The organism is Hylemonella sp. GW821-FHT12C09 (genome assembly GCF_058807395.1).
Window position 1 is genome coordinate 138,877 of record NZ_JBXAQQ010000007.1, and the last position, 17,283, is coordinate 156,159.

Annotated in this window: 14 protein-coding genes and 3 pseudogenes; 5 read left to right on the forward strand and 12 right to left on the reverse strand. The window is 59.5% G+C overall.

Features of this window, described 5'->3' with window-relative positions:
- Positions 1-189: 189 nt before the first annotated feature.
- From AC1RRP_RS13100 to AC1RRP_RS13135, 8 genes are all read right to left on the reverse strand, one after another.
- Positions 190-612 (reverse strand): hypothetical protein, encoded by a 423-nt coding sequence (locus tag AC1RRP_RS13100; RefSeq protein ID WP_493036798.1) that lies wholly within the window; start codon positions 610-612, stop codon positions 190-192.
- Between the two features lie 124 nt (positions 613-736).
- Complete coding sequence (locus AC1RRP_RS13105) at positions 737-3,898, reverse strand: CusA/CzcA family heavy metal efflux RND transporter (protein ID WP_493036800.1); 3,162 nt, start codon at positions 3,896-3,898, stop codon at positions 737-739.
- A 15-nt stretch (positions 3,899-3,913) separates the two neighbouring features.
- Positions 3,914-5,536, reverse strand: a complete 1,623-nt coding sequence (locus AC1RRP_RS13110) for an efflux RND transporter periplasmic adaptor subunit (protein ID WP_493036802.1) — start codon at positions 5,534-5,536, stop codon at positions 3,914-3,916.
- Between the two features lie 8 nt (positions 5,537-5,544).
- Positions 5,545-6,711, reverse strand: a complete 1,167-nt coding sequence (locus AC1RRP_RS13115) for a TolC family protein (RefSeq protein ID WP_493036804.1) — start codon at positions 6,709-6,711, stop codon at positions 5,545-5,547.
- A gap of 233 nt (positions 6,712-6,944) precedes the next feature.
- Entirely contained in the window at positions 6,945-7,310 is a 366-nt protein-coding gene (gene czcI, locus AC1RRP_RS13120; protein WP_493036806.1) for a cation efflux protein, CzcI family, read from the reverse strand.
- Positions 7,311-7,401: 91 nt separating this feature from the next.
- A complete protein-coding gene (locus AC1RRP_RS13125) occupies positions 7,402-7,674 on the reverse strand; it encodes a double zinc ribbon domain-containing protein (RefSeq protein ID WP_493036808.1) in 273 nt (90 codons plus the stop codon).
- Positions 7,675-8,092: 418 nt separating this feature from the next.
- Positions 8,093-8,554 (reverse strand): Cd(II)/Pb(II)-responsive transcriptional regulator, encoded by a 462-nt coding sequence (cadR, locus tag AC1RRP_RS13130; protein ID WP_493036810.1) that lies wholly within the window; start codon positions 8,552-8,554, stop codon positions 8,093-8,095.
- 16 nt (positions 8,555-8,570) lie between these two features.
- Positions 8,571-8,912 carry a YnfA family protein gene (locus AC1RRP_RS13135; protein ID WP_493036812.1) on the reverse strand — a complete coding sequence of 114 codons (342 nt, stop codon included), beginning with the start codon at positions 8,910-8,912 and terminating at the stop codon, positions 8,571-8,573.
- A 230-nt stretch (positions 8,913-9,142) separates the two neighbouring features.
- Here AC1RRP_RS13135 and AC1RRP_RS13140 point away from each other — a divergent pair.
- Positions 9,143-9,588: pseudogene (locus AC1RRP_RS13140) on the forward strand (heavy metal translocating P-type ATPase); the annotation flags it as partial.
- Between the two features lie 261 nt (positions 9,589-9,849).
- Here the strand turns inward: AC1RRP_RS13140 and AC1RRP_RS13145 are convergent.
- Positions 9,850-10,122 (reverse strand): HAD domain-containing protein, encoded by a 273-nt coding sequence (locus AC1RRP_RS13145; protein WP_493037096.1) that lies wholly within the window; start codon positions 10,120-10,122, stop codon positions 9,850-9,852.
- A 9-nt stretch (positions 10,123-10,131) separates the two neighbouring features.
- Here AC1RRP_RS13145 and AC1RRP_RS13150 point away from each other — a divergent pair.
- A pseudogene (locus AC1RRP_RS13150) lies at positions 10,132-10,194 on the forward strand (helix-turn-helix domain-containing protein); the annotation flags it as partial.
- Between the two features lie 18 nt (positions 10,195-10,212).
- Here AC1RRP_RS13150 and AC1RRP_RS13155 read toward each other — a convergent pair.
- Positions 10,213-12,309 carry a TonB-dependent siderophore receptor gene (locus AC1RRP_RS13155; protein WP_493036814.1) on the reverse strand — a complete coding sequence of 699 codons (2,097 nt, stop codon included), beginning with the start codon at positions 12,307-12,309 and terminating at the stop codon, positions 10,213-10,215.
- Between the two features lie 50 nt (positions 12,310-12,359).
- Here AC1RRP_RS13155 and AC1RRP_RS13160 point away from each other — a divergent pair, with 50 nt between their 5' ends.
- From AC1RRP_RS13160 to AC1RRP_RS13170, 3 genes and pseudogenes are all read left to right on the forward strand, one after another.
- Entirely contained in the window at positions 12,360-13,457 is a 1,098-nt protein-coding gene (locus AC1RRP_RS13160) for a PepSY-associated TM helix domain-containing protein (protein ID WP_493036816.1), read from the forward strand.
- 152 nt (positions 13,458-13,609) lie between these two features.
- Positions 13,610-15,577, forward strand: coding sequence for an FTR1 family protein (locus tag AC1RRP_RS13165; RefSeq protein WP_493036818.1), 1,968 nt, complete (start codon positions 13,610-13,612; stop codon positions 15,575-15,577).
- Between the two features lie 109 nt (positions 15,578-15,686).
- Positions 15,687-15,953, forward strand: a pseudogene (locus AC1RRP_RS13170) (IS21 family transposase); the annotation flags it as partial.
- Between the two features lie 123 nt (positions 15,954-16,076).
- Here the strand turns inward: AC1RRP_RS13170 and AC1RRP_RS13175 are convergent.
- Together AC1RRP_RS13175 and AC1RRP_RS13180 are read right to left on the reverse strand one after the other, a co-directional pair.
- Positions 16,077-16,637: an HNH endonuclease gene (locus AC1RRP_RS13175; protein WP_493036820.1), complete on the reverse strand. Its 561-nt coding sequence runs from the start codon at positions 16,635-16,637 to the stop codon at positions 16,077-16,079.
- On the reverse strand, positions 16,634-17,176 hold the full coding sequence (locus tag AC1RRP_RS13180; protein WP_493036822.1) for an HNH endonuclease: 543 nt from the start codon (positions 17,174-17,176) through the stop codon (positions 16,634-16,636). Before AC1RRP_RS13180 ends, AC1RRP_RS13175 begins: the two co-directional genes overlap by 4 nt.
- Positions 17,177-17,283: the final 107 nt, after the last annotated feature.

The window sequence follows — 17,283 nt, forward strand, 5'->3', positions numbered from 1 at the left end:
ACTCGTCGGTGCGAACGTCGTTCGTCACGTCGACGCCGCTCCAAATACCACTGGTAGATACAGTAGGCGGCTATGACTCCGAGGACAGCGATCGCAAGCGTTCTATAGACCACCGCGAACTCTGACTCAAGCACATCTGGTTTGAAATGCATGCGTGTACCGGGCGCCTTGTGGCGCCCGGCCTCAGCATTACTTCAGGGTAAAACGAACTGCGACAGCAGCCTTGCCTGGCAGGCTGACTTGGGCTGCGACTTTCGCTCCAGCGCCAAGCTTGAAATTGCCCTTGGCTTCAAAGCGCTCGCCAGCCGGAGCCAGGGTTACATCGGAGCGTTCACCACCAGACAGGATCGTCAGCTTTGCCGCTCCACCCACCAATTCGATAGCCTTCCCATGGTCAGTCATATACAGGGCAATCGAGTCGGCCTTGGCAACCAGCTCGTAGTTCACGTCTTTGACGACGCTGACCACGCCGCCGTGGATAGGCTTTTCCGCATGCGCATGGCTTGCCGTTTTCGGACCGTGATCGTGGCCCTTGTGATCATCGGTCGCGGCCAATGTGGCCGACGACCAGGCGAAAAGACCGGCACTAACCAGCATAAGATGATTTTTCATGTCATTTCCTTTCGGTGGGTTATGAAATTCTTTGGGGAAGGTTGAGAGAGACCACACAGCAGCTGACAGGCTCACTGGGAGACTGGCCATGGCGCAGCTGCGTGTCCGATCTATTGCTTGCGGCCTAGGTGGATACAGTTCGTTCAGGACTGGCGACCGGCTCTTTGTCTCGTCGGTGTGCCAGCTGGTACAGCGCGGGCAGAACCAGTAGCGTCAATGCCGTTGAGGAGAGGATCCCGCCGATCACAACTGTCGCAAGAGGGCGCTGAACCTCGGCTCCAGTCCCAGTCGCAATGGCCATCGGGACAAAGCCAAGGGAAGCCACCAGCGCGGTCATAAGGACCGGGCGAAGTCGCGTCAAAGCTCCTTCCCGGACGGCAGGATCGAGTCGCCATCCTTCTTCACGCAGATTCCGGATAAACGACAACATCACCAAACCGTTGAGAACCGCGACGCCAGACAGCGCAATGAATCCCACCGCGGCCGAGATGGACAGAGGGATGTCTCTTAGCCAGAGCGCGATGATCCCGCCGGTCAAGGCAAATGGAATACCGGTAAACACCAGCAAGCCATCCTTGGCGTTGCCGAACATGACAAACAGAAGCGTGAACACCAGCAACAGGGATACTGGGACAACCACCTTGAGTCGTTGAGTTGCGGACTGCAGGTTCTCGAACTGACCGCCCCATTTCATCCAGTAGCCGCTGGGAAGCTTGATTTTCTGCTGTATAAGCTCTTCCGCTTCGGCCACAAATGAACCAATGTCACGATCACGGACGTTGGTACTCACCACAACCCTGCGCTTGCCATCCTCTCGGCTCACCTGGTTAGGTCCCGGCGCCAACGAAAGATCGGCAACTTCACTCAGCGGGATGAATCTCTGGGTGGACTCGCCGCTTTTGGGCAAAGCAATCGGCAAGCGTTTGATCGCATCCTCGTCAGAGCGAAGGTGCTCAGGGAGACGGACCAGGATGTCGAATCGTCGATCACCTTCGAACAGCAGTCCAGCCTCGCGCCCACCGATGGCAGTGGTAAGCGTGTCCTGGACATCCTGCACATTGAGGCCGTATCGGGCCGTCTTTTGGCGGTCGATATTCACCGTGAGCATAGGCAATCCGGTGGTCTGTTCGACGTTGACTTCGGAAGCACCTCGGATGCCCTGTAGCAGCACAGAGATCTTCTGGGCCGAGTCATTAAGGACGTCCATGTCATCGCCGAACACCTTGACGGCCACGTCTGCACGGACGCCCGAGATGAGCTCATTGAACCGGAGCTGGATGGGCTGGGAGAACTCGTAGTTCTGGCCAGGCATCTTGGCAACCTCAGCCTTGACCGCGTCAACCAGCTCATCGCGGGTTTTACGCGGCTCGGGCCACTCAGTCACCGGTTTGAGCATCACGTAGCTGTCCGAGATGTTGGGCGGCATGGGATCCGCCGCGATCTCGGCAGTACCCGTTCTTGCGAACACACGCTCGATCTCCGGGAATTTGGCCTTCAGCGTGGATTCCAGCTGCTGCTGCATCGCGACCGATTGCGTCAGGCTGGTACCTGGAATGCGCAACGCCTGAACCGCAAAATCCCCCTCATTCAGGCTGGGAACAAATTCACTCCCGAGTCGGGTTGCGAGCAGCCCAGACAGGACAACAGTTACCGCGGCAAAGGTCAGCACCAAGGGTTTGGCGTCCATCACACGGTCCAGCAGAGGCTCGTAGACTTTGCGGGCCCAGGCCATGACCCGGTTTTCTTTCTCGGCCACCTTGTCGCCGATGAACAGTGCAACGGCTGCGGGAATGAAGGTGATCGAAAGAATCATGGCGCCGACCAGGGCAATCACGACTGTGAAGGCCATCGGGTGGAACATCTTTCCTTCGACGCCTGCCAATGCGAAGATCGGCAGGTACACGATCATGATGATCAGCTGACCGAACAGAAGAGGACGCCGCGCCTCCTGGGACGCCAAGAAGACCTCATTGAATCGCTCTTCCCGTGTCAGCTTTCGCCCAGCGATTTCCTGAGCATGGGCGAGTCTGCGAACGCAGTTCTCGACGATCACGACGGCGCCGTCAATGATGATGCCGAAGTCCAGGGCCCCCAGACTCATCAGGTTGGCACTGACCTTCTGCTGGACCATCCCCGTGAAGGTGAAAAGCATCGACAGCGGGATCACCATGGCAGTCAGAATGGCTGCCCGCATATTCCCGAGGAACAGGAACAGGATGGCGATCACCAGAATGGCGCCTTCAAGAAGGTTTTTCTTGACGGTATTGATGGCTTTGTCGACCAGGATCGTACGGTTATAAACCGTCACCGCATGCACACCCTCGGGCAGATTGCGGTTGATCTCGACCATCTTCTTGTCAACAGCCTGTGACACTTTTCTGCTGTTTTCGCCGATCAGCATGAAGACCGTCCCAAGGACCACCTCACGTCCGTTGTCTGTCGCTGCACCGGTGCGGAGCCCCCGGCCGATCTCCACGACAGCGACGTCACGGACACGGACCGGAACACCACGCTCGTTTCGCAGGACGACGTTGCGGATGTCCTCCATCGAACGAACCTGGCTGGGCGCCCGAATCAGGTACTGCTCGCCGCGGCGCTCGATATAGCCTGCACCGACGTTGGCATTGTTTCGCTCAAGTCCTCCAACAAGATCAGTCAACGTCAGACCATAAGCGGAAAGCTTGATCGGATCTGGCGCTATGTGATATTCCTTGGAGAAGCCACCGATCGTGTTGATTTCGGTAACACCGGGCACATTTCGCAGCTGCGGCTTGATGATCCAGTCCTGGATCTCTCGCAGATCGGTTGGCGTATAGGGGTTGCCGTCGGGCTTCTTGGCTCCATCCTGCGCTTCGACTGTCCAGTGGTAGATCTCACCCAAGCCTGTCGAGATGGGGCCGATGGCAGGCGTGACACCTTTCGGAAGGCTATCGCGAGCGCTCTGGATACGCTCGTTGACCAGTTGCCGTGCGAAGTAAATGTCCGTGCCGTCCTGGAACACCACGGTCACCTGCGACAGCCCGTACCGTGACAGGGAGCGCGTCTGCTGCAGACCGGGCAAACCCGCCATCACGGTTTCGATGGGAAATGTCACCCGTTGCTCTGTCTCCAGTGGGGAGTAGCCTGGTGCCTGTGTGTTGATCTGCACCTGGACATTGGTGATGTCCGGCACAGCGTCGATCGACAAGCGCTGGTAGCTGAAGATGCCCAAGGCGGCCATGCCCAGGACGGCCAGCATCATGAGCCATCGGTTATCAATTGCAAAACGAATAATGCGTTCAAACATGGTTGTGCATCCTGATTAGTGCGAGTGGCTTGCAGAGCCCTTGCCGGCCTCCGCTTTCACGACAAAGCTGCCCGTGCTGGCGTACTTGGCGCCAGGCTGCAGGCCTTTGACGATTTCCACGCGTTTGCCGTCGCTACGGCCCACTTGCACGGGCTGCGGAATGAAGCCGGTGGGCGTGCGCAGGAACACCACCGTCTTGTTTCCCATGGTCTGGATCGCATCGCTGGCCACGGTTACAGGAACGGACGCTTCGCTGGCCAGGAGCTCGACATTGACGAAGAGCCCGGGGCGCCAGATGGCCTTGGGATTCTTGACGGTGACACGAGCTTGTGCGGTACGGGTCTGTTCTCCGATGAGGGATCCGACATAAGCCACCGTCCCGGTCGCGGATTGGTCAAACGAGGTAGACCGAATCGTGACCTTCTCGCCCACACGGACTATCGGCAGGTCATTGGCCGGAACATTGATCTGAGCCCAAACTGTTCGCAAATCGGAGATGGTGAAAACGTTGGTGTCTTCGCGAACCTGCTCGCCCAGGGCGATGTGCTTCTCGATGACGATCCCGTCAAATGGCGCACGAAGCTCATAACGGTTCAACCCGCCAGCACTGGCACTGGCACTGGCACTGGCGCCGACAGCCTGCAGCTTTTGGCGAACATTGGCCACGGCGATTTCCGTCTCGCGCAGAGCCTGTTCTGCCTGCAATACGTCCTGCTGAGGCGAGATCTTCTCTTCCCAGAGCTTCTTCTCACGCTCGTACGTCGTGCGGGCAAGCTGCTGGCGCATTTGCGCCGCCTGGAGCTCGGCGCGTTGCTCCGATATGGCCGGGCTGCTGATGACAGCCAGGACTTCTCCTTTGCGAACTTGCTGACCTAATGCGACAGGAGAGCTCTCAACCACCCCGGCGACACGTGGAACCACGTGCGCGGTTCGATCTTCATTGAACCGGATCTCGCCAGGCAGTTGCAACGTCGAACGAATGGTGGCCGGGCCAGATGTATCCACGCCCACACTGGCGGTCTTGATCTGGGTGTCCGTCATCGCAATCAAGCCTTCCTTCTGACTCAGCTGGAAGATGAGCGACTCTTTGTCTGCCTGCACCATGACCATGCCTTCAAAGGCATGCGGTTCTTCGACGGCTTGCGTGCTGACCAGTACGTCTTTGTCGGCTTTGAAGGTGATCTTCTCGACATCGCCGCCCGGTCGTGTCAGCTCAGCCGTCACCTTCACCTTGTCCGCTGCCAAGGCCTTGCCCTTCTTGGAGAGCCACAGCTTCATCCGGGGTGCCCCGCCTTGCTCAGCCAGCAGGACCTCGAGTCCGAAGTCACCATCTGTCAGCGTCTGACCACCGTTGGGGCCTTTTGCACCTTCCTCATGGTGCTCGTTGTCGCCGTGGCCTTCGGCATGTTTGTGGCCATCACCGCCTTTGGATTCGCCATGGTGTTCCCCGTCGTCGTGGCCCTTGGCCTCGTCGTGTCCATGGCCATGGGCTTCTGGGGCGCCCGATTTGCCGGAGCCGGAGCTCATGATGGCAACGCCACCAATGCCTCCCAATGCGATCAGCACAGCGATCGCGATCAGCTGCTTCTTGCCCAGGGTTGCGCTCGCGCGCGAGATCAGATCAGTCTTGATTTTCATGTTCAAACTCACGGTTGATTACCCACTTCGGGGCGGTCGTTCGCCGATCCGAGTCGACGCTCAAGCTCCGCGGACGCACGATGTGCCTCGCCAAGAGCATTCAAATACTGTGTTCGTGCCAGCAGCCAGGTGCGCTGGGCATCCAAGACATCCAGGAAACCGAACTTGCCGAGCTCAAAGCCACGGCTTGCCGCTTCGTACGCGCTCTGGGCTCCGGGAAGGACTTCCTGCTGCAGCGCCTGAACCTCACTCGAGCGCGCCTGCAGTTGGTCCGCCGCTTGCAGCACCTCCGAGCGAAGGCGCACCTCGTCATACTCGGCCTGCACTTGCGCAGCGTCCAGTCGACGCAATGCCTGGAGCTGTGCCCCTTGATTCCGGTCGAAAAACGGCAGGGGAATAGAGAGACCGATGATGGGCTGATCGCGCCCGAAGTCTTGCGAGCGGACAGCGCCCAGGCTGACCGTGACATCGGGGATGCGGCGTGCCCGTTCGAGCTCGTAGGCAGCCTGTGCTCTGCGCACCTCGCCCTGGGCCCGTCGCAGCACAGGGGATTTCATGAGGCGATCGTTGATCGCTTCATTCCCCTGCGGGATCGGCAGAGTCTCCGGCCGGCCATCGAGTTGATCAATGCTGTTGGTCGGTGACCCCATGACAAGAGCAAGCGAGCGAAGCGCCGCAAGCCGGTCGGCTTGGGCTTGACGCAGCTCGATCCGCACATTGGCCTCTGCGACCCTGGCACGCGTTTCTTCAGTCGGGGAGATCTTCCCCGCCGTCACCCGTCGAGCCGTGGCTGCGGTTCCGCTGGCAACAATCTTCAAGGACTCTTCGGCAACCCTGACGCGCTCTTGCGCGATCAAGGCCTCAAAGAATGCTTGCGTTGTCACGGCTCGCAATTCAGCCAGCCGCATTGCAAGCTCGGCCATGGCCACTTCCTGGCCGCTGTTGGCCAGCTCCATGCGGGCAGATCGCTTGCCACCTAATTCAATAGGCTGGCTCAGCTGGAGCGTGGTTTGGCGAGTAGCCCTACCTGTGTCCTGCTGCTCAAACCCCAACGATGGGTTGGGAATGATTCGAGCCTGCTGAACCGCACCTTTGTTGGCCTCGACCTCGAGCTCGGCGATCCGCAACTGCGGGTTTTGGCGGAGCGCGGTTTGAAGCGCGATCTCGAGTGTCAACCCGGCGCTTTTCGTGGCCGGGTTTTGGACAGAAATACTTGTAGGGCTTGAGGCAGGCGTCGTGACCTGCCCAAGGGCGAATGTGGGGAGCAGTGCCGTGCATAGCAACGGCACACAGAATCTGCGCATCGAATTCTCCAGAGTTGTACAAACAGCCGGGAGGATTCGACGAGAGCAGCAGTGATCAGGTCAGGAAGAAAAGAAAGATGCCTGCAAAAAGCGCGCTCGTCGAATCAGACGATGCGCCAATTGGGTCGTTCTGGGAGATCGGGGCCGCGAGTCGAGAATAGACCCGCGAGTGTGTTTTGGATTTCAATGCCCTGCATCTCGGATAGAACCGGGACAACCATGAGCACGGGCTGCACATTGCTCAGGTGGCAAACATTGCAGTCGGTATCGGCTAGCTTGGCACCCAGGGCACCGTCCGATGTCTTGACCTTGGCATGCGCCTGGCCAGCATCGTCTTGGTGCTGATGCTCGTGATGACCGATATGCCACGCCTTGACAGTCTTTTCGTGCTGGCAATATCCCGCAGCTGCCGCCCAGGTGAACTGGAGCGGCAGAAGGACAAGCAGCAGAATTGACAGCCAGCGGCGCATGATCTGATTATATTGAAGAGAGCCCTTGAACAGAATGGGCTTTGTTCCTAAGGGCTTTTCTCTATCTATAGATGCAGTTGACGGCGACGCTTTAAGCCGAGGGTTTCCCGCACTGGCCGCAAAACTTGGCGCCAGGTTGCAAGGTTGTGCCACATTGCGTGCACGCGGCGGGCTTCATCGACGTGCCACATTGCTGGCAGAACTGCGCCCCTGCGCTATTGACCGTTCGACAGCTGGGGCAAGCAACACCGCCGCCGCCGCCCATTCCACCACCGCTACCTCCACCAGGCTGAGGGTAGTAGCCCTTGCCATGATGACCCCGGCCACCATGGTGGCCACCAAAAAGTCGGTCAAAGATACTCATGATTGTTCATCCTTTCTGAGTTACAAAATAAATCGTCGTTCTGGAAATTGCAAATCCGAATCCTCTAGGGCTTGCGCTCCGCAGGATTCCCTCGGTCCGGGGTCAACCCCGTATCAGACGCCCCCGCGGTGTAACACTCCTCCAGCACGCCGAGCCTCGGAAGATGCAAGGTTGTTCGCACCTGCGTCAGTGAAAGCATGGTGTGGAACAGGTACCGGAATGGTTGCATATTGGCTGAGCAGTGACGAGAAGATCTCAGGGCGGTAAGCAGATAAATTGGGGTCCCGATGCGTAGCCATAGTTTTCCCTCTGTCGGCACGGTCTGGTTTCTTTCAGAGTCATTATTTGAAACCCTGAAGCCGCTACAGAGTCAAACTACATCGTTCGGTCTTGTCAAATTCAACCGCGGAACCCACGCCTAAGGCGCTGCTTTACCACCTGTGTGTGTCCTGTGAACGTGCCCCACACTTTTAGCCTTGATCGTGGAGGGTGTGCGGGAAAGCTCATTCAGAATCCCACAGTTCGCTGTCGCCTGCGCATCACAGCAACCCTCACGCAGGTTTCTCAACTGCTTCTCCAGCGCTCGCAACTCCCGAATCCGGCTGGCCACGTGGCCAATGTGCTCATCCAGGAGTGTATTTACATCCCCGCAGTCCGATGCGGGATCGTCTTTGAGGCGTAGCAATTGCCGTATTTCATCCAGGGTCATGTCTAGATTTCGACAGTGACGGATGAAGGCGAGTCGATCAGCATGTGCCGCGCCGTAGATTCTGTAGTTGCCCTCAGTACGGTCGGGCTCGGGCAGCAGGCCTTCGCGCTCGTAGTAGCGGATGGTTTCGACCTGGGTTTGGGTCAGTTTTGCAAGATCACCAATCTTCATGCGGCAACTCCAAGAGTCAAACCTCAACGGCACGAGGCTGGAACGCAATCAAGGCCATTCCCAGCAAGCAAATGGCACCACCCACCATATCCCAGCGCGTGGGCGTGACGCCGTCCACGCGCCAGAGCCACAGCAACGCCACCACCACGTAGATGCCGCCATAGGCGGCATAGGTGCGGCCGGCGGCTTGCGGATGCAGTGTCAGTAGCCAGGCAAAAAACGCCAGTGCCAGCGCCGCAGGCAGGAGCAGCCAAGGTGTGCGCCCCTGTACCAAGACCAACCAAGGCAGGTAGCACCCGACGATCTCCGCAACGGCGGTGAGGACAAACAGAAAAGAGACGCGCAGAGCTTCAAGCATGGTAAGGCCGACAGGCGTTTAGGGTTATGTATCTTAGCAACTTGACTCTATAGCCGCTTCAGGGTTCAAATAGAGTCCAGCAAGGAGTGAAAATGAAACTACCGCAAACCCTAGAGCAAGACACGGCTTCTTGCTGCGCCTGTAATAGTGCTTGCAGCGCCACGCCGGCACCTGCCCCCGTTGAGGCCGAACAGTCCAGCACAGCAGGCACGGTTTTTCGCATCCCGACCATGGATTGCGCTTCCGAGGAGGGCGAAATCCGAAATGCGCTGGCGGACATTGCCGGTGTACGGAGTCTGGGCTTCCAGTTGTCAGCGCGCACTTTGCGTATCGATGCGCCCGCTGACGTCTTGCCGAGCGCACTGGACGCCATCCGCAGGCCGGATTTGATCCCCAACCCGTAGCGATACAAGGACAAGACGATGACCATGCCCCTATGGCAGAAGGGATGTAGTGCATGGGCGCTTCTCTGCTGTTGGCAATCTCGGCAGAGTTTCTGGACTTCTTTGCCCCCGAAACGTTGCTATTCAAAGGCACTGGCATGGCCCTGGCGGCGGCCATCTGGTTGGCTGATTTCTCCACCTATCGCAAGGGCTTCACTGCGCTGCGACAGGGCCGTCTGAACATCAGTGCCCTGATGACGGTGGCAATCACCGGAGCCTTTTTGATTGGTCAAGGCGTAGCTACGGGTGGTGTTAGGCCGTTCGGCAAGCTTGGCATTGGTTTCGACTCTGCCCATGGCTAGATTTTCCAGTATCGAATGCTGCTTGCCCAGCATATCCGCATGGAATCAATATCCATGAGGTTTTTCATGGGCTTCTCGCCCCAGCCGCTCGTAACCCGGGCTACAGAATTCGTGTCCAATCGCCGGCAAGCATATGCTCCTCGGATTGTCCCGATCACGGTGTTTCGTTGCATCCAACGTCAGTCTGTAACGTCAGACATATGCGCTGCCGCAGCAGCCCATGGCCGATCGCTCCAGGTCAGTGCCACCGAAGTGGACATACGGGAGCAACACGAGATTCGGACATCCCCTATCGAAGTAACTCTCGCGATCGTCCAATACCAGCCAACGGGGTATTCCGGCTTTGGCTGGATAGGTTTCCCTCAGCCAAAGCTCGAATTCACGTTGACGCTGGCCGAACTGATCTTCTAAATGGGGTAAGGATGGCGTGACGCCGACGATGCGTGCTCGGAAGCCCGCGGCAATGCGGCCTAGGCCGCGCGCAACCTGGGCATCAGCCGCGCCACGGTCTACCGCAAGCTCGGCCAGCGCGGCTGAGCGCCGCGCCCGTCCATCTCAGAGATCGAACTTGGCCGCCACGCGCAGCGTGCGGGGTGCGCCCGTGCCCAGCAGGCCGTTACCGGCCGTGGCCCAGTAGCTCGCGTCCGTGAGGTTGTCGATATTGGCCTGCAGCGTCACGTTGCGGCCATCCCACTTGGTGCGGTAGCGCGTGCCCACCGAGTAGGTGGTGTAGCCAGCCAACCAAGCCTGGTTCAGGTTGTTCACGGGGCGCTCACCCACGTAGTAGGCACCGGCATTGAGCGCCAGGCCTGGCGTGTCTTTCAGGCGGTACTCGCCGAAGAGGCTGAAGGTCTGGCGCGGTGTGTTCTCCGGCGTCTTGCCGAGTTCACCTGCATTCGTCGTGCCGACCGAGACGATCTCCGCATTCAGGAACAGCGCCGAAGCCACCACGCCGAACTGCGAGCCGATCTCGCCGCTGGCCGACAGCTCCAGGCCGCGGTAACGGCTCATGCCGCCGAGCACGAAGTTGTTGCCGGCGTCCACCGTGGTCTGCGGGCGTTCGATCTGGAACACCGCCGCCTGCGCCAGCACCTTGGACCAGGCCCGTGACTTGAGGCCAAACTCATACTGCTTGTTCACCGACGGCGGCAGGATCTCGCCCGAATTGGCGCGGCTGGCCGGCGCCGTGCCGGTCTCTTCCAGGCCTTCCAGGTAACTCGCATAAAGCGAGGTGTCCGTCTGCGGCTTGAACATGACCGACATATTCGGCGATACCCTGGTGGCGTTGTAGGTCGAGCTGGTGCTCTGTGTTGTGTAGTCGACCGCCCGCAGGCCCGCCAGCAATTGCCACTGCTCGTTCAGCGCGATCCGGTCGTAGGTGTAGAGACCCTTGTCCGTGATGGTGGTGATGGCGCCTTGCGTGGCAATCACCTTCGATATCTCGGCAATCTCCACCGGGTTATACAGGTTCTGGGCAACGTTCGAGCCGGTGCCCGACGTACCCGAATAAGCCCAGCGCTCGTTGTGCGTGTAACCCGTCGTCAGCTCGTGCTGGACCGCGCCGGTGTTCACCTTGCCGGTCACTTCCACACGGTGGTTGTTGTTCACATAACGCTGGCCATCGGCAAAGGAAATCGCCAGCGTGCCGGCACCGGTGGCCATGTTGTTGAGCGTGAAGGCGGAATACCGACGGTCACGTACGGTTTCGGCCCGCCCGGTCTCCAGCACCAGCGACCAGTCGTCGTTGAGCACCAGATCGCCGCGCACCAGCGCGTTGGTGGCCTCGGCAGCGTAGCGCTGCCAAGCACCCGCCAGATTGGTCTTGTTGTTGGGCACGTCCGGCAGGGTGATCACACCGCCCACCGCCGCGGGCAGGGTGATGGCCGCCTGCTCGCTCACGCTCTTGCGGTAGCGTTCCAGATCGACCTTGAGGTTGAAACCGCGAGTCACCTTCCAGTCATAGGCCAGCGAGACCAGGTTGCGGTCGCCCTCGTAATTGTTGATGCCGGTCTCCTGCTTGCCGGCCACCGCATTGATGCGCAGGCCCATGCTGTCGTCGGAGAAACGGCGACCGATGTCGGCATGCACATCCACGGCCCCATGGTTGTTGAGCGAGGTCGCTATGCTGGTCATCGGTGTGCTGCCTGCGCGTTTGGTCACGAAGTTCACCACGCCGCTGGGCGGCACCAGGCCGTAGTACATCGACGAAGCGCCCTTGAGCACCTCGACCCGTTCCTTGTTCTCCAGCGGCACATCGATCAGATTGATGATGGGCAGCGAGCCGTTCAGGCGGTAGTTGCCGCGGTTCTCCACCAGGATGCCGCGGATGGAAATGTTGTCGTAGGTTGAACCGCTGAGCTGTGAGCGCGTCACGCCGGCCGTGTTGCGCAAGGCGCCGAACAAGGTGTTGGTGCCCTGTGCGTCCAGCACTTCGCGCGTGACCACGTTGTTGGTCAGGGGAACGTCCAGCGGGTCCTGGTCGCGGAAGGCGCCGACCTGCACATTGCTCGAACCGAAGCTGCCCACCGCATCGGCCGTCACCTTCACTTCGCCCAACGTGCCGCCCGAGGCTGCGTCCTGAGCTTGGGCGTTGAAGGCCAGGGTGAGGGTGGCCAAAGCCAGGGGTGTCAGGGAGAGATGCAAGTTGCGCATAGAATTCCAACAATCTAAATAAGAATGATTTGCATTATTTTACATTACAGATGTTGACTCCCACCACCCGCCGCCTCTGGATGAAGGCACACACCTGGTTGGCCCTCTCCCTGGGCTGGCTCCTGGCTTTGAATGCTCTGCTGGGTGCCGTACTCACCGTGGCCAAACCCCTGGACCAGTGGGTGAACGCACATCTTTTCGAGCAGCCGGCCTTGGCCGCAGCCCTGCCCGCCGCCTCGCTTGAATCACTGCGCGCCACCCTGGCGGCGGAGTTCGGCCCCGGGGCCAACTTCACCTTCCGCCCCCCGCGTGAACCCGGTGAAAGCCTGCGCGTCTTCGTTTCAGGCACCTGGGACGGCATGGTTTTCTTTGATGACGCCGGCCGCGAACTGGGCCGGCGCGGCGAGACCGAGGGCTTCCACAACCTGATCTTCGAACTGCACAGCACCGTGCTGCTGGGCGACGCCGGGCGCGCCCTGCTGGCCACCGTGGCCTTGAGCTACCTGGTGTTGCTGATGTCAGGCCTGCTGATGTGGTGGCCGCAACGCTGGCCGCCGTCTTTCAAGGTGCGCCTGAAGCGTGGCTGGTTCGTGGCCCTGTTCGACCTGCACCGCACGGGTGGTGCCTTGCTGGGCATGCTCATCGCGGTCAGCGTGGTCACCGGCGCCTATATGGCCTGGCTCCCGTTGCGCGCAGCCGTGAGCAGCGTGGCCGGACAAACCCAGGTCAAGGCTCCGGCCCTGGCCAAACACACGGTCAACGGCCCGCGGGTTCCGCTGGACGAGCTGGTTACCACTGCGCGCACACGCTTTCCGGATGCCATGGTGGGTTATGTGCAAACACCGGGCGCCGCAGACAAGCCCGTGCGCATCCGCTTCAAGGTGGCTGACGACACTCACCCCAATGGCCTGAGCTCGGTCTGGCTCAATCCTTACACGGGCCAGGTGCTCTCCACCTACCGCTGGAACGAGCTGGACACGGGCAGCCGCATCATCACCGTGATCTACCCGCTGCACACGGGTGAACTCGGTGGTGTGCTGCTCACCGTGCTCGTGGGCCTGGGCGGCCTGGTGCTGGCCGGGCTGGGCATCAGCGGCATCTGGATGTGGGTCAAGCGCCCGCGTCTGCCAAGCAAAAAGCGCCGCTAGGGAAACTCTCCATCGCCGCGTTGTCCAGCACTCCCCACGCCGACTCATGCTTCAGGTGATGCCCTGGGCCTTGAACAATTGCTGAAACTCGTCACTGGCGCACTGGCTGCCCTGGTCCGAGTGGTGCATCGTGTGTTTTCCCGAGGGCTAAAATGATTCCCATTTTTGGTCACGTTTTCATGGCTTTTTCCTCGTGGTTCCGGGTCCGCGCTTTATTGCTTTGCGCACTGACGCTGTCTTTCACCATGACTGCTAACGCAGCAGAGGCCGATGTCCGACGCATCTGGCAATTGCTGGACTACCTTGCTGTGGACTATTCGGGCGCAGTCAAGGATGGGGTCGTCATCAGTGCCCCTGAGTTCGAAGAGATGCGCGAGTTTGCCAAGACGAGTCAGACCAGACTGGGCGCGCTTGAGCCTCATCCCGAACGTGCCACCCTGGTGGCAGAAGCGCAGACACTGTCTGCTGCCATAGAAGCGAAGAAGAACTCTGAGGAAGTCGCAGCTCTGGCGAAGTCACTGGCCAACCATCTGCTTGCTGCTTACCCGGTGCCCTCTTCTCCAGCTACCCCGCCCTTGGTGGCGCAGGCAACTGCGCTATATCAAGCGCAGTGTGCTGCCTGCCATGGTGCCACCGGTAACGGTGATGGCCTCCTGGGCCTTAAGCTGGAACCGCGCCCGGTTGCTTTCACCGACAAAGACCGGGCCAGAGAGCGCAGCGCATTTGCTCTCTACCAGGCGATCAGCCAAGGCATCGAAGGCACGGCCATGCCCGGCTTTACCACGATCTCCGAAGCTGACCGGTGGGCACTGGCATTTTTCATCGGCCAGTTCGCGCACAGCAATAGTGAGGCAACTGCGGGGCAAAAGGTCTGGACCGAGAACGCCGCCGTGCGCGCCCAACTGACCAGTCTGGATGCGCTGTCGCGCATGACCGAAGCTGACTTGGCCAAGCAAGTAGGTGACGAGCCCGCATCGCTGACCATGGCCTATCTGCACATGCACCCGGAAGCCGTTGTTCAGAAACGCGCCCTGAGTTTCGACGTGGCCCGCCAGAAGCTGGCACAAAGCCTTGCTGCCGTCGAGAAGGGGCAAATGGGGCTAGCTACGGATCTGGCGCTCTCGGCCTACTTGGACGGTGTGGAGCCCATTGAACCCACGCTGGCGACACGAGACTCGGCTCTGATGGGCCGTATTGAAACAGCGATGGGCAAGTACCGCTCCTTGCTCGCCAGCAAAGCGGCGATGTCTGAACTCCAGGCTCAGGTGAAGGACATTGATGATTTGTTCAAGGAAGCCGATGAGCTGCTCGGCTCCAGCGCGGATGCAACCGCCGCGTTCCTGGGCAGCCTGACCATCCTCGTGCGCGAAGGTCTGGAAGCCCTGCTGGTGGTGGTGGCCATGATCGCTTTCCTCCGCAAGGCCGAGCGCGGTGACATGCTGCGTTATGTGCATGCAGGCTGGGTCGGTGCGTTGGCGCTGGGCGTCGTGACCTGGGGCGTCGCGACCTATTTTGTCAGTATCAGCGGCGCCAGCCGTGAGATCACAGAAGGCTTGTCCTCTCTCTTTGCTGCCGTTGTTCTGCTGAGCGTCGGGATGTGGATGCATCAGAAGAGCATGGCCGGCGCATGGCAGAAGTACATTCACGACAAGCTGTCCGCGGCATTGAGCCGCAAATCTGCCTGGTTCATGTTCGGCTTGTCTTTTATCGCTGTCTATCGCGAAGTGTTCGAGACCATCTTGTTCTACGCTGCATTGTGGGAGCAAGGGAACCATCAGGCCGTGCTGGGCGGCTTGGTCACTGGTGTTGCTATCCTGGCTGTCGTCGGAGTCGCCATGCTGCGTTTCAGCGCACGCCTGCCCATTGGTAAATTTTTCACGTGGAGCTCAATGCTGGTTGCCGTATTGGCGGTAGTGCTTACAGGCAAGGGCGTTGCCGGTCTCCAGGAAGCGGGATGGCTTGACGTGTCCTTGTTCAACGGGCCACGTATCGACCTGCTGGGCATCTATCCATCCTTGCAAGGTGTCATTGCTCAGTTGTTGATGGCGATGTTGGTCATTGCCGGTTTCCTGTGGAATGCTCGTGAAGCAGCCCAACGGCAAGGAAGGAAATTGAGGTAAACGTGTTGAATTCCGTTGAAATCTGACCCACTTAGGACAGTGATTTCCATCCAAAGTTGACCCACGTAGGCCCTACCCTGCAAGTTTTAGAAGCAGGGGGAATTTAGGAGTGATAGACGTGGCGACATTGAATGTCATCAGGCGTTGGGCACTGCGAGAACAGATGTCCATCCGCGAGATCTCCAGGCGTACAGGCCTGGCTCGCAACACAGTGAAGAAGTACCTGCGGTCGGATGAGACCGAGCCCACATATGCAAAGCGGGCCAGTCCAAGCAAGCTCGATCCCTACGCTGAGAAGCTAGCCACCTGGCTAGGAATCGAGGCAACAAAATCGCGGAAACAGCGGCGCAATCTGAAGCAGATCTACACACCAATGCCTCGGCCGCCGGCGGTTGCATCATTCGATTCACTCCTAACACCCTGCTCATAGAGCCCGTCGCCACTATGATGTAGACCTAGAACTCGACTTAGAGCGGACAAAGGACAAAGATCGAGTAGCTCACATCGCAAGGCGCGAATGCTTTGGAAGCATCGTCTTGAGAAGCTCCATCTGGTCACAAAGGATGCGTCGGTTCTGAAGCAGCAGGCCCTCCTGGTGGTTCGGTGCATACGGCAGGTACAACAACTCCCAACCCAGCTCTTCGAGCAAACTGGCCCCCTTGCGAAGGTTACAAGCAGAGCAACACGCACAGACGTTAAGCCAGGCATCAGTACCGCCGCGCGAAAGCGGGACGATGTGATCCCGGGTCAAACCACGCGTGTGCACGTCGCCGCAATAGGCGCACGTAAATCGATCCCGCCGGAACAGTGCGTGGTTGGATAACGGGATCGTCGCGTGGTGCGCTGCAACGCGATTGCGCCCGTGCATCACCAAGATGCTCTTCAACGTAACCTGCGAGTTCAGCCCCGTGTCTCGGTTCTTGCCTCCTGTGAAGGTGAACTCGAAGTCGCCGAAGCCATAGGACACTTTACCCAGCACCTCGTGAGTAACAGCGTCCTGCCAGGAAAGCCAGCGCGATGGGTATCCAGTGCTGTCAATAGCCAAGAACAGTTCGTTCATGTGTGACCCCACACCTGGCCTGCAGCAAGCCGGCCATAGGCCCGTACTCGTAAAGCGTACTCGTAAGCCTTACCAGTCCAAAAACGACTCCGAACTCGCCCCTTCAGTAAGCGGAACTCACGCTTACGGCAAAGTAGTAAGTAATTTGGGAGGGATAAGCGGCAGGCGGTCACCACGTTCATCCAATGGTCCTGGCCGTCCTGGGCAAAGGGGATGATGTGCTCGCGGGTGAGTTCGGTCTCGTGGTGGTCGACGCCACAGTAGGCGCAGACGTTGCGGTCGCGCGTGAACAGCTTGCTGTTGGTGAGGCTGGGGCGCAGGTCGAAGGGGTTGATGCTGGGCACGCCCTTGGTGCCGATGATGCTGTTGACGGTGATGACGGACTGCTCACCGGTGATGGCGTTGTGGCCGCCATGGAACACGGCAATCTCGCCCCCCGCCTCCCATCGCACTTCGTCGGCGGCGTAGTGCAACACCGCTTCCTCAAGCGAAATCCAGGATTGGGGCAGCCCCTGGGCCGACAGCTTCAAGACCTTCAAAACACGCCTCCTGACCGGTTACGAGAACCATCCAAACGGAACGTTTGCGTCTGCGACAGCCCCTCGGGGGGGCTGCCTCGCCATTCGGACACAATATACCCTGATTT

Excerpts from the sequence above, each read along its gene's own strand:
- AC1RRP_RS13160 (WP_493036816.1), top strand. The coding sequence starts at position 12,360 with ATGTTGACTCCCACCACCCGCCGCCTCTGGATGAAGGCACACACCTGG.
- AC1RRP_RS13175 (WP_493036820.1), bottom strand. The coding sequence starts at position 16,637 with ATGAACGAACTGTTCTTGGCTATTGACAGCACTGGATACCCATCGCGC.
- czcI (WP_493036806.1), bottom strand. The coding sequence starts at position 7,310 with ATGCGCCGCTGGCTGTCAATTCTGCTGCTTGTCCTTCTGCCGCTCCAG.
- AC1RRP_RS13165 (WP_493036818.1), top strand. The coding sequence starts at position 13,610 with ATGATTCCCATTTTTGGTCACGTTTTCATGGCTTTTTCCTCGTGGTTC.
- AC1RRP_RS13105 (WP_493036800.1), bottom strand. The coding sequence starts at position 3,898 with ATGTTTGAACGCATTATTCGTTTTGCAATTGATAACCGATGGCTCATG.
- AC1RRP_RS13135 (WP_493036812.1), bottom strand. The coding sequence starts at position 8,912 with ATGCTTGAAGCTCTGCGCGTCTCTTTTCTGTTTGTCCTCACCGCCGTT.
- AC1RRP_RS13100 (WP_493036798.1), bottom strand. The coding sequence starts at position 612 with ATGAAAAATCATCTTATGCTGGTTAGTGCCGGTCTTTTCGCCTGGTCG.
- cadR (WP_493036810.1), bottom strand. The coding sequence starts at position 8,554 with ATGAAGATTGGTGATCTTGCAAAACTGACCCAAACCCAGGTCGAAACC.
- AC1RRP_RS13110 (WP_493036802.1), bottom strand. The coding sequence starts at position 5,536 with ATGAAAATCAAGACTGATCTGATCTCGCGCGCGAGCGCAACCCTGGGC.
- AC1RRP_RS13125 (WP_493036808.1), bottom strand. The coding sequence starts at position 7,674 with ATGAGTATCTTTGACCGACTTTTTGGTGGCCACCATGGTGGCCGGGGT.
- AC1RRP_RS13155 (WP_493036814.1), bottom strand. The coding sequence starts at position 12,309 with ATGCGCAACTTGCATCTCTCCCTGACACCCCTGGCTTTGGCCACCCTC.